Source organism: Rubrivivax gelatinosus (assembly GCF_016583785.1).
Lineage (GTDB): Bacteria > Pseudomonadota > Gammaproteobacteria > Burkholderiales > Burkholderiaceae_C > Rubrivivax > Rubrivivax gelatinosus_B.
Genome location: NZ_NRRU01000145.1, coordinates 1 through 10092 on the forward strand (window position 1 = coordinate 1; position 10092 = coordinate 10092).

Below are 10092 nucleotides of genomic sequence, written 5' to 3' on the forward strand. Positions count from 1 at the left end.
GTCGGCGCTGGGCAGCACCGGCGCCTGCGGCGGCGCCAGCGCGCAGCCGCCGAGCACGGCGGCGAGCGCGGCTGCGGCGAGCGCGGCCCTCATCGTGCCGCCTGCGCCAGGACCTGCAGCATGTTGTCGGCCGCCGACAGCACCTTGGTGTTCATCTCGTAGCTGCGCTGGGCCGCGATCATCTCGACCATCTCCTCGACGACCTGGACGTTGGAGGCCTCGAGCGCCCCCTGCTTGAGCTTGCCCAGGCCGTCGGCGCCGGGGTTGCCGACGCTGGCGTTGCCGCTGGCGGCGGTCTCGACGAACAGGTTCTCGCCGGTCGGGCGCAGCCCGGCCGGGTTGACGAAGCCGGCGACCGTCAGCTGGCCGAGCTCGCTCGGTGTCGTCGAGCCCGGCACCGTCGCCGAGACCAGGCCGCTCTCGCCGATCGTGATCTCGGTGGCGCCGGCGGGCACGGTGATCTCGGGCACGATCGCCAGGCCCTGGGCGGTGACGAGCTTGCCGTCGGCGTTGACCTGCAGCTGGCCGGCGCGTGTGTAGGCGGTGTCGCCATTGGGCAGCGCGACCTGCAGGAAGCCGTTGCCGACGATGGCCACGTCCAGCGCCTGGCCGGTGTTCTGGAGGTTGCCGGTGGTGAACACCTTCTGCGTGCCCAGCAGCCGCGTGCCGTTGCCCAGCAGCGTGCCGGTGGGCGCGGTGGTGCCGTCGCTGCGCTGCGCGCCCGGCGTCTGCTCGACCTGGTAGAACAGGTCCTCGAACATCACGCGGTCGCGCTTGTAGCCGACGGTGTTGACGTTGGCCAGGTTGTTGGCGATCGCCTGCAGCTTGGCGTCCTGGGCCTGCACGCCGGTCTTGCTGATCCACATCGCGGGGTTCATCGGGTCTTCCTTTCGGGGCTCATTCGCGCATCAGGCGGTTGCCGGCCTGGACCATGTCGTCGGCCGACTTGTAGAACTTCATCTGGATCTCGAAGTCGCGGTTCAGCGACAGCGTGGCCACCATCTCCTCGACCGCCGAGACGTTGCTGCCTTCGAGGTGGCCGGAGCGCACGCGCACCGCCTCCGACGCCGCCAGCGGCCGGCCGTCGCGCGCGACGATCAGGCCGTCGCGGTTCTTCTTCACGGCATCCGCGTCGGGCGCGACCAGCTTGAGCCGGTCGACGACCTGCATCTCGGTCTCGCCCGGCGTCTGCACCATCACGCTGCCGTCGACGCCGACGGCGACCCGCTCGTAGGGCGGCAGCACGATGGGCCCGGCGTCGCCGAGCACGGTGCGGCCGTTGACCTGCAGCGTGCCGTCGGCGGTCAGTTGCAGCGCGCCGGCGCGCGTGTAGGCCTCGCCGTCGCCCGAACGCACCGCGAGATAACCGCCCTGCAGCGCGACGTCCAGGTCACGCCCGGTCTCGCGCATCGTGCCGTCGCGCGCGGCGACGATGGTGTCGCCGAGCTCGGTGACGTGGCGCGCGTCGTAGCCGGAGCCGTCGACCTTGCGCGCCGAGGCCGCCTCGAGGTCGGCGCGGAAACCGTCGGTGCCGGCGTTGGCCAGGTTGTTGGCGTGGATCTGCTGCGAGCGCAGCGCGCGTTCGGCGCCGCTCATCAGCGTGTAGATCAGGGCGTCCATGTCGTCCTCGTTCGGGCCGGGTTCACAGCGCCTGCATCAGCGCCTGCATCATCTCGTTCTCGGCCGAGAGCACCTTGCTGTTGGCCTGGTAGTTGCGCTGCGAGGACATCAGCGAGACCAGCTCGCTCGTCATGTCGACGTTGGACTGCTCGACGCGGCCGGTGCTCAGCGTGCCCGCCATGCCGTTGCCGGCGGCGAAGTACAGCGGCGTGCCGGTGGCCGAGTTCGCGATCCAGCTGGTGTCGCCGACGGCGGTCAGCGCCTGCTCGTTGGGCAGGGTCGCGATCGCCAGCGTGCCGACGGTCTGCGACTGGCCGTTGCTGTACTTGGCGATGACCTGGCCCTTGGCATCGATCGAGGTGCCCACCAGCGTGCCCGAGGCGTAGCCGTCGGGGTTGTTGGCGGTGGTCGTCGAGTCGCCGGCCGAGCGCGTGGTGCCGGTGTAGTCGACCGCGATCGACAGCGCATTGGCGCCGGTGGGCGTGCCCAGCGCCAGCGTCACCGGCGCCGTCGGCGTCAGCAGCTCGCCGCCGGTGCCGAAGGCCAGGTTCTGGGTCGCTGCGACCGCGGCGCCGTCGAGCGCGTAGTGCACGTCCACCGTCGAGCCCGTGCCCTTGACGAAGAACTGCGTCAGCGTGTGCTGCGTGCCCAGCGAGTCGTAGACGATGGTGACGTTGGAGCTGTTGAAGCTGAGCGAGTCGGCCGGGTCGAAGGGCGTCACCGACGGCGCCGTCCAGTCCGAGGACATGTTGCCGACGTAGCCGAGCTTGGTCGTCGCCGCGGCCGCGATCTGGCCGTTGGGCACCTTGATGTCGCCGATGCCGCCGAGCGCACCGCCGGCGGTGGCGGCGTAACCCTGGGCGCGGCGGCCGGTGCTGTCGAGCACGTAGCCCTGCTTGTCGACCGTGAACATGCCGACGCGGCTGAAGACGAGCTGGCCGTCGGCGTCCTTGGAGGTGAAGAAGCCGCGGCCGGACAGCGCGACGTCCATCGCGCCGCCGGTGGCCGAGGTGCTGCCGCCGTCGCCGATGCTCTGCGTGATCGAGCTCATCTCGGCGCCGACGGCTTCGTTGCCGGCGACGATCGAGCTGTAGTTGGCGCGGCCGGACTTGTAGCCCACGGTGCCGGCGTTGGCGATGTTGTTGCTGATGACGTCGAGGCCGGAAGTGACGGAGGCGATGCCGGACAGGGCGATCGTGAAGCTCATGGGTTTCTCCCTTGGGGTCTCAGATGGTGGTGGTGGCACTGGCGCCGGAGAAGGTGGTGACGGCGTCGGGGTCGGTCGCGCCGACACCCTCGACGTCGAGCACGAGCGTGCCGCCCGAGCCCAGGCGCACCGAGTTCAGCTTGCCGCTGACCTCCAGCGGCGGCTTCTCGCCGCTCTTGGTGGCGACGGCGATCGAGTAGCTGCCCGCCGGCAGGCCGGCGGCGACGGGGTCGATCTCGAAGGCCACCTCGCCCGGGGCCTGCTGGCCGAGCTCGATGCGGTAGGCCTTGCCGGCGGCGTTGGTCAGCACCAGCGAGGTCGTGCTGCTGGCGGCGGCGAGCTCGAAGCGGCCTTCGATCTTGTGGCCGTCGAGCACGACCTTGTCGGTCGTGACGCCGACGCGGCTGCCGACCAGGCCGCCGAAGCCCAGCGCCTGCAGCCCCGTGATCAGCCCGGCGGTGGCGCTGCCCTGCGAGGACAGCGTCTGCAGCGACTCCATCTGGCTGAGCTGCGTGAGCTGGGTGACGAACTCGCTGGCGTCGGTCGGCTCGAGCGGGTTCTGGTTGCGGATCTGCGCCACCAGCAGCGAGGTGAACATGTCCGAGCCGGAGCCGTTGGCGCTGATCGCCGAGCCGGAGCCGGTCTGGGTGGCGCCGTTGGCGGCGGCGGTGTAGAGGCTGCTCATCGCGTCAGCCCTCCTTGCCCATGCGCAGCAGCGACTGCTGCATGCCCCGCACCCGCGTCATCACCTCGACGTTGGTCTCGAAGGCGCGCGACGCGGCCATCATGTCGGTCATCTCGGCGACCGGGCTGACGTTCGGGTAATAGACCATGCCTTCCCCATCGGCGAGCGGGTTGTCGGGTTCGTGCACCTTGCGCAGCGGCTCGGTGCTCTGCACCACGTCGAGCACCTGCACGCGCGTGCCGGCGTAGCCGCCGTCCTGGCCGCGGGCCTGGGCGATGGCGGCGAACACCGGCTTGCGCGCGTGGTAGGCAGCAGCCTCGGTGCCGGCGGCGGACTGCGCGTTGGCCAGGTTGCTGGCGACGGTGTTCAGGCGCACCGTCTGCGCCGCCATCGCCGAGCCGGCGATCTCGCTGATCTGGCGGAAACTCATCACTGCCCCTCGATGGCCTTCGCGAGGCCTTTCAGTTTCATGTTCACGAACGTCAGGCTGGTCTGGAAGTCCGAGACGTTCTGCGAGAACGCGGCCTGCTCGACGCCGAGCTCGACGGTGTTGCCGTCGAGCCGGGCGTGGTAGGGCACGCGGTACTTCATGCCGGCGTCGGTGTCTAATGCCAGCCCGTCGCCGGCCTCGCCGGCAGCCTGCGAGAGCGCCTGCGCGAAGTCGACGTCGCGCGACTGGTAACCCGGGGTGCTCTCGTTGGCGATGTTCGAGGCCAGCACCTCGGTGCGCTGGGCCCGCAGGGCCAGCGCCTGCGGGTGCACCCCGAGCGCCTTCGTGAAATCGATAGCCATGCATGTCCTCCGCTTTGCAAATACCGTGTTGATCGCGGCCTGTGCCGCCGCCGCACCGGCCTGGGCCCAGCCGCAGGCCGGCGCCGGGCGTGTCGCCGAAGCGGCACGCACGCTGCTGCTCGAGCAGGCGGCGAACGCCGGCTGGCGCGAGCCGCAGCTGGAACTGGACGTGCAGCCGATGACCGGCAGCGCCGCGCCGCGCTGCAGCCGGCCCGAGGTCCAGGCGCTGGACACACGCTCGCCGGCGCGCATGCGCTTCGAGCTGCGCTGCCCCGGCAGCGCCGCGGCCGGCCAGGGTTTCGTCGTGCGCGCGCGGCTCAGCGCCGAGGTGCTGGTGGCGGCGCTGGCACTGCCGGCCGGGCGCGCGCTGGCCGCCGGCGACGTGCAGGCGCAGCGGCGCGAGATCACGCCCGGCAGCGAGCCGCTGTCCGACGCCGAAGCCGTGCTCGGCCTGGTCGCGCAGCGTTCGATCGCCGCCGGCCAGGTGCTCAGTGCGCGGCTGCTGGCCGAGCCGCTGCTGGTGCGCCGCGGCGAGGCGGTGGAGATCCATGCGCGCCGCGAAGCGGTCGAGGTCGTCGTGCCCGGGCAGGCGCTGGACGCCGGGCGCCGCGGCGAGACGATACGGGTGCGCAACACCGCCACCGGCAAGGTGATCCAGGCGCGGGTGGCGGCGGCGGGGCGGGTGGAACCGGCTGACATGCTGTCGTCCCCGCCTTAGGGCGCGCGCAGGCGCTGGACCACGGCGCCGAGCTTGTCGGCGTAACGCGGGTCGGTGGCGTAGCCGCCCTGCACCAGCCCGGCGGCATAGGCGGCGACGTCGTCGCCGGTGCCGAGCGCGGCGCGGTAGCGCGGGGTCTGCAGCAGCCGCGTCAGGTCGCGGAACGAATCGGCGCTGCTGTCGTAGCGGCGGAAGCTCTCGACCGTGGCGTGCGCGCCGTCGGCGTCGTACTCGGTGGTCGCAGCACTCAGCCGGGCGCCGTTCCAGCTGCCGCCGGCCTTGATGCCGAAGAGGTTGTGGCTGTCGGCGCCGTCGGCGCCGCGCAGCGGCCGGCGCCCCCAGCCGGATTCGAGCGCGGCCTGCGCCGTCAGGATCTCGGGCGCGACGCCCAGGCGCGCGCCGGCTTCGCGCGCCAGCGGCGCGACTTCGGCGACGAAACGTTCGCGCTCGGCGTCCAGCGGCGCGGCGTCGCCGTCAGCAGCGGAGTCCGAACGCAGCAGCAGCGCACGCGCCTCGACACCCAGCGTCGTCGCGGCGCCGCCCGCCACGGCGTCGCCGCCGGCCTGGGCACCGTCCTGCACATAACGCTCGATCTCCGCCTGCAGCGACCGGAACGAGGCCGGCAGCGCGGCACCGGCGTCGGCCGCCGCGGCGACGCCGGCCGGGCGCGCCGGCGCTGCGGGCGTGGCGAACAGGGCTTCAGGCCGGAGCATAGGTGTCGGCCTCGCCGCCATCGAGTTCGGCCAGGCGTGCGCGCTGGCCCATCAGCAGCTCGCAGTTGCGCGTATTGCGGTCGCGGCACACGTGCAGCCGGGCCTCCAGCGTCATCCAGGCCTGCAGCGCGGTTTCGCGCGCCGCCGGCGGCAGCTGTTCGAAGACCCTCTCGACCGGGCGCTCGCCGCCGTGCACGCCCAGCGCCTGCACCAGCGCCACCCGTTCGGCGCGGCGGCGGTCGAGCTCGGCCACGCGTTCGAGCACCGTCGCGCCGACGGCCTGCAGCCCCTGGGCGTCGTGCGCGACGATGGCGCGGAACTGCTGCTCCAGCAGCGTCGCCAGCGCGGCGTAGGCCGCGAGGTCGGCGCTGATGCCCGCCAGCAGGCGCGTGAACGCTTCGCGTCGGCTCACCCGCGGCCCCCGTGGTAGCGCAGGATCAGGCCGGCGAGCTTGCCCGCGTCGAAACCGATCTCGCCGCGTGCGATCGCGTCGCGCAGTTCGGCGACGCGGGCCTCGTCGATCTCGGGCATCGCCGCCAGCGCCGCGGCGGCGGGCTTGAGCACCTCCGACGCCAGCGGCGCCTCGGCGACGACGGCCTGCGCCGTCGGCGCGGCCGGGGTCGCGGCTTCGATGCGTTCGCTGGCGGCCACCGGCGCCGCGGGGGTGATGCCGCCGTTGCTGACGATCTTCATCGTGTGTCCTCTGGTTCTGGTTCTCATCGCAGCTCTCTTCAGCGCCCGGCACCGACACGGCCGAGCAGCTGGCGCACCAGCGACTCGCTCTCGGCCGGGCCGCCGGCGGCGTCGCTGCCTTCGGTCAGCGGCACGCGCGAGGCGGGCGCGCCGAACATGGCTTCGATCGCACGTGCCTGGGCCGTCGTCAGCAGCAGCAGCTCGATGCGGCGGTTGACCGCGGCGCGCGGGTCGTCGCGCTGCAGCGGCGCGCTGTCGGCCATGCCGACGACCTGCAGCACGCTGCGGTCGGGCATGCCGCCGGCACGCAGCCAGGTGCGCGCGGACATCGCCCGCGCGCTCGACAGGCCCCAGTTGGACATCGCGCCGACGCCGCCGCCGGCATAGGGCAGCGCGTCGGTGTGGCCGATGATCAGCAGCTGGTTGTCGAGCTGCGCGAACAGCGGCCCGAGGTCGCGCAGCAGCTGCTGCAGGCGCGCGCCGGGGCGCGCGCTGCCGACGTCGAACAGCCCCTGGCGGTCGGTGTCGTGCAGCAGGATGCGCAGGCCCGCGGGCGTGATCACGCTCTGCAGGTTGTTCGACAGCCCCGCCTTCTCGCCCAGCTTGGCCAGCACCTGCTGCAGCTCGCGCAGGTCCTCGGGCGAGTCCAGCCGCGACTTGCTGATCAGCGGCGTCTGCTCGCCCGGCTCCTGCGGCCGGCGCTCGGCCGTGCTCTGCCAGGGCACCGGGTTGCGGTCGATCAGGCTGCCCGAGGCCTTGTCGCCTATGCCCACCGGCTGGGCACCGGCGCCGTCGGCCAGCAGCCCGGCGCCGCTGGCGCGCAGCGCCTCCTCGGCCTTCTCCTTGTCGCGCGAGGCCAGCAGCCACAGCACCAGGAACAGCGCCAGCAGCGCCAGGCAGAAGTCGGCGAACGCGACCTTCCAGGCGCCGCCGTGGCCGCCTTCGTGCCCCTTGCGCGAGGCGCGCCTGACGATGGTGTCGCCGTGCGCCGCGCCCTTGACGGCCAGCGCTTCAGGCTTGCTGGGCACGTTTGTCTCCGGCGCGGCGCTGCGGCGTGGCGGCGGGGTCGCCGGCGCTCTGCATCTTGTCGATCCAGCTCTCCAGGCGCGCGAAGCTGGGCTTGGCGTTGAGCTGCACCAGGCGGCGGCCGGCGTCGATCGCCAGCAGCGGCGGCTTGCCGCCGACGTGCGTGACCAGCACCACCTTGACCGACTCGAGCGCGCTCAGCTCCTCGTCGACGAGCTGCTTCATCATGTTGCTGATCGGGTCGAGCACGCCGTAGCACAGGAAGATGCCGATGAAGGTGCCGACCATCGCCGAGGCCACGCTGACGGCGATGTCGCCGGTGGAGGCGCCGTCGGCGACGGTGTTCATCGCCATCACGATGCCCAGCACCGCGGCCAGGATGCCGAAGCCCGGCATCGCCTCGCCGATCTTGGCCAGCGAGCGTGCCGGCTGCGCCATCTCCTCGTGGATCGCCTCCAGCTCCTGGTCGAGCACGCCTTCGAGCTCGTGGGCGTTGATCTTGCCCATCGCCATCAGGCGGAAGTTGTCGACGATGAAGTGCAGCAGCTTGGGCTCGTGCAGGATCAGTGGATAACGCTGGAACAGCGCACTCTCGTGCGGCGCCTCGACGTGTGCGTCCAGCGCCTTCAGGCCGCCGGCGGCCGTCTGCAGCAGCTCGTACATCAGCAGCAGCAGCTGGCGGTGGAACTCCTCGCCGAGCTTTCTGCGCAGCATCACCTTGCGCAGCTGCAGCCCCATCTCGGAGAGCACGTGGCGCGGGTTGCCGAGCACGATCGCGCCAGCGCCGGCGCCGACGATGATCAGCAGCTCGACCGGCTCCCAGATGACCGCGAAGCGCCCGCCGTGCAGCATGAAGCCGCCGAAGACGCAGACGAGGATGATGAGAACGCCGACGATGGATTGCATGGTCCCAGTGCTTTCGGGTGGCGGGGTCAGGCGTCCTGCAGGAAGAGCTTCATCTTCCGCAGCGCACCCTTGTTGATCTGGCAGACACGCGCCTCGGTCAGGCCGAGCACGGCGGCGATTTCCCGCAGCCCGAGGTCGAACTCGTAGTACAGCTGCACGACGCGCTGCTCGCGTTCGTCCAGGCTGCGCAGCGCCTGCTCCAGGCTGCGCCGGGCGACGTAGAGCTCCTCGGGCGAGCGCTGGCCCGAGGGCAGCTCGGCGAGTTCGGCGACGAGTTCGTCGAAGCTCGCCAGCTCCTCGGCGTTCTCGTCGCGCTGCACCTCCTGCAGCGCCTGCAGCGTCAGGCCGAGCGCGGCGGCGGCCTCGGCGTCGCTGGGCTCGCGGCCCAGGCGCCGGCGCAGCTCGCGCACGCCGTCGCGCACGCGGTGGCTTTCCTGGCGCACGCTGCGCGGGCGCCAGTCCTGGCGCCGCAGTTCGTCGAGGATGGCGCCGCGCACGCGCACCGCGGCGAAGGCGGCGAAACGTTCGTCGGGCGGGCCGTAGCGGCGCAACGCCTCCAGCAGCCCCATCAGCCCGACCTGCTCCATGTCCTCGCGCCCCATCACGCCGCCGACCTGGGCGTGCAGCTGGCGCACGATGCGCTTGACGATGGCCGCATGCGCCAGCAGCAGACGCTGCTCGGCTAGCGGGCTCGGCGCCGCCGCCGGCTCGGCGTAGGCGTCGTAGCGGGCTTGCGGCAGCGCGCTCATTCGATGATCAGCTTGGCGATCAGCGCTTCGGCGAAGGGCTGTTCGAGGTGTTCGGCGGCGTAGCTCTTGCGGAAGGCGTCGTTGAGCTCGCGCGTCAGCTGCTCGATGCTCAGGCGGCCGGCGCTGTCCATCGTGTGCGCCGACATCGCCTTGACGACCACGGTGCGCAGCAGCGGCAGGTGGTCCTTGGTCTCGCGCTCCTTCTTCAGCGGCGTCTTGAACACCAGGTCGAGCGCGAGGTAGTGGTTGCCGGTCTCGCCGGCGCCGGCACGCAGCATCACGATGGTCTTGTCCAGCGTGACGTAGCGGTATTCCACGCCGGCGGCCGCGGTGGCCGCGGCGGCGGCAGCCGAGGGCTTGGGGCGCGCGTACCACCACCAGGCGGCGCCGCCGCCGCCCGCGAGCAGCAGGGTGCCGGCGGCGGCCAGCGCGATGACGACGGTCTTCTTCATGCGGCGAAGCGGGAGCGGAAGGTGAACGGGGTGGCGCCGGCCTCGGCGTCGGCTTCGGCGAGCGCACGGCCGACCTCGGCTTCGGCCTCGGCGGGCGGCTCGCGGCGCTGGCGGCCGTCGGCGTCGGCGCCCTGGCGCGCGACCTCGACGCTGACCTCGCCGCCCTGGCGCTGGGCGAGTTCGTGGCGCAGCGGCTCGCCGAGCTGCTGCAGCTGGCGCTGCACGTCGGGATGGCTGGCGCTCAGATGGACCTGCACCGCGCCGGCTTCGTGGCGCACGACGATCTCGATCGAACCGAGCAGCGGCGGGTCCAGGCGGATCGTCGCCTGCTCGGCACCGCCGCCGACCTGCAGCCGCAGGCGTTCGCCCAGCGCCTGCAGCAGCGGCTGGCGCCAGGCGGTGGTGGCGGCCGGCAGCTTCAGCGCCGGGCCGGCTTCGGCGGGCGCGGCCGGGGTGGCGGGTGTCGCATGGGCAGAGGCCGGAACGGCGGCGGCATCGGCCGCCGGCTGCCGCCGCCACGCCGGTCGCCGC

Annotated in this window: 15 protein-coding genes; 1 reads left to right on the forward strand and 14 read right to left on the reverse strand. The window is 72.5% G+C overall.

Annotated elements, in window-relative coordinates; genetic code table 11:
- Positions 1–89: 89 nt before the first annotated feature.
- Genes flgG through flgB form a run of 6 tightly spaced genes read right to left on the reverse strand, consistent with a single transcriptional unit; the run spans position 90 to position 4304 of the window.
- Complete coding sequence (gene flgG, locus CKO43_RS23635) at positions 90–878, reverse strand: flagellar basal-body rod protein FlgG (RefSeq protein ID WP_200232148.1); 789 nt, start codon at positions 876–878, stop codon at positions 90–92.
- 19 nt (positions 879–897) lie between these two features.
- The gene (locus CKO43_RS23640) at positions 898–1620 is read right to left on the reverse strand and encodes a flagellar basal body rod protein FlgF (RefSeq protein WP_200232149.1); all 723 of its coding nucleotides are present in this window, start codon (positions 1618–1620) and stop codon (positions 898–900) included.
- 22 nt (positions 1621–1642) lie between these two features.
- Positions 1643–2827 carry a flagellar hook protein FlgE gene (locus CKO43_RS23645; RefSeq protein ID WP_200232150.1) on the reverse strand — a complete coding sequence of 395 codons (1185 nt, stop codon included), beginning with the start codon at positions 2825–2827 and terminating at the stop codon, positions 1643–1645.
- A gap of 19 nt (positions 2828–2846) precedes the next feature.
- Positions 2847–3512, reverse strand: a complete 666-nt coding sequence (locus CKO43_RS23650; RefSeq protein ID WP_200380184.1) for a flagellar hook capping FlgD N-terminal domain-containing protein — start codon at positions 3510–3512, stop codon at positions 2847–2849.
- Between the two features lie 4 nt (positions 3513–3516).
- Positions 3517–3942 (reverse strand): flagellar basal body rod protein FlgC, encoded by a 426-nt coding sequence (gene flgC, locus CKO43_RS23655; protein ID WP_200232152.1) that lies wholly within the window; start codon positions 3940–3942, stop codon positions 3517–3519.
- Complete coding sequence (gene flgB, locus CKO43_RS23660; RefSeq protein ID WP_200232153.1) at positions 3942–4304, reverse strand: flagellar basal body rod protein FlgB; 363 nt, start codon at positions 4302–4304, stop codon at positions 3942–3944. Before flgB ends, flgC begins: the two co-directional genes overlap by 1 nt.
- Between flgB and flgA the strand changes: the two genes are divergently transcribed.
- Positions 4303–5022, forward strand: coding sequence for a flagellar basal body P-ring formation chaperone FlgA (flgA, locus tag CKO43_RS23665; protein WP_200380185.1), 720 nt, complete (start codon positions 4303–4305; stop codon positions 5020–5022). The genes flgB and flgA overlap by 2 nt on opposite strands.
- Here the strand turns inward: flgA and CKO43_RS23670 are convergent.
- The 8 genes from CKO43_RS23670 to CKO43_RS23705 all read right to left on the reverse strand — a co-directional run.
- Positions 5019–5735, reverse strand: coding sequence for a glycoside hydrolase family 73 protein (locus CKO43_RS23670; RefSeq protein ID WP_200380186.1), 717 nt, complete (start codon positions 5733–5735; stop codon positions 5019–5021). The genes flgA and CKO43_RS23670 overlap by 4 nt on opposite strands.
- A complete protein-coding gene (flgN, locus tag CKO43_RS23675; protein WP_200232156.1) occupies positions 5722–6147 on the reverse strand; it encodes a flagellar export chaperone FlgN in 426 nt (141 codons plus the stop codon). Before flgN ends, CKO43_RS23670 begins: the two co-directional genes overlap by 14 nt.
- Positions 6144–6428, reverse strand: coding sequence for a flagellar biosynthesis anti-sigma factor FlgM (flgM, locus tag CKO43_RS23680; protein WP_200232157.1), 285 nt, complete (start codon positions 6426–6428; stop codon positions 6144–6146). The genes flgN and flgM overlap by 4 nt, the downstream gene beginning before the upstream one ends.
- 38 nt (positions 6429–6466) lie before the next feature.
- Entirely contained in the window at positions 6467–7456 is a 990-nt protein-coding gene (locus tag CKO43_RS23685) for a flagellar motor protein MotB (RefSeq protein ID WP_200380187.1), read from the reverse strand.
- Positions 7440–8360, reverse strand: coding sequence for a flagellar motor stator protein MotA (gene motA, locus CKO43_RS23690; RefSeq protein ID WP_200232159.1), 921 nt, complete (start codon positions 8358–8360; stop codon positions 7440–7442). Before motA ends, CKO43_RS23685 begins: the two co-directional genes overlap by 17 nt.
- A gap of 26 nt (positions 8361–8386) precedes the next feature.
- Positions 8387–9109 (reverse strand): FliA/WhiG family RNA polymerase sigma factor, encoded by a 723-nt coding sequence (locus CKO43_RS23695; RefSeq protein WP_242478199.1) that lies wholly within the window; start codon positions 9107–9109, stop codon positions 8387–8389.
- Positions 9106–9561, reverse strand: a complete 456-nt coding sequence (locus CKO43_RS23700) for a flagellar basal body-associated FliL family protein (RefSeq protein ID WP_200232160.1) — start codon at positions 9559–9561, stop codon at positions 9106–9108. Before CKO43_RS23700 ends, CKO43_RS23695 begins: the two co-directional genes overlap by 4 nt.
- A partial coding sequence (locus CKO43_RS23705) for a flagellar hook-length control protein FliK (RefSeq protein ID WP_200380188.1) occupies positions 9558–10092 on the reverse strand: 535 nt, incomplete at its 5' end. The genes CKO43_RS23700 and CKO43_RS23705, both read right to left, overlap by 4 nt.

Bases quoted from the DNA above. Each gene is read 5' to 3' on its own strand.
- flgG (WP_200232148.1), bottom strand. From the start codon at position 878: ATGAACCCCGCGATGTGGATCAGCAAGACCGGCGTGCAGGCCCAGGAC.
- CKO43_RS23640 (WP_200232149.1), bottom strand. From the start codon at position 1,620: ATGGACGCCCTGATCTACACGCTGATGAGCGGCGCCGAACGCGCGCTG.
- CKO43_RS23645 (WP_200232150.1), bottom strand. From the start codon at position 2,827: ATGAGCTTCACGATCGCCCTGTCCGGCATCGCCTCCGTCACTTCCGGC.
- CKO43_RS23650 (WP_200380184.1), bottom strand. From the start codon at position 3,512: ATGAGCAGCCTCTACACCGCCGCCGCCAACGGCGCCACCCAGACCGGC.
- flgC (WP_200232152.1), bottom strand. From the start codon at position 3,942: ATGAGTTTCCGCCAGATCAGCGAGATCGCCGGCTCGGCGATGGCGGCG.
- flgA (WP_200380185.1), top strand. From the start codon at position 4,303: ATGCATGTCCTCCGCTTTGCAAATACCGTGTTGATCGCGGCCTGTGCC.
- flgB (WP_200232153.1), bottom strand. From the start codon at position 4,304: ATGGCTATCGATTTCACGAAGGCGCTCGGGGTGCACCCGCAGGCGCTG.
- CKO43_RS23670 (WP_200380186.1), bottom strand. From the start codon at position 5,735: ATGCTCCGGCCTGAAGCCCTGTTCGCCACGCCCGCAGCGCCGGCGCGC.
- flgM (WP_200232157.1), bottom strand. From the start codon at position 6,428: ATGAAGATCGTCAGCAACGGCGGCATCACCCCCGCGGCGCCGGTGGCC.
- motA (WP_200232159.1), bottom strand. From the start codon at position 8,360: ATGCAATCCATCGTCGGCGTTCTCATCATCCTCGTCTGCGTCTTCGGC.
- CKO43_RS23695 (WP_242478199.1), bottom strand. From the start codon at position 9,109: ATGAGCGCGCTGCCGCAAGCCCGCTACGACGCCTACGCCGAGCCGGCG.
- CKO43_RS23700 (WP_200232160.1), bottom strand. From the start codon at position 9,561: ATGAAGAAGACCGTCGTCATCGCGCTGGCCGCCGCCGGCACCCTGCTG.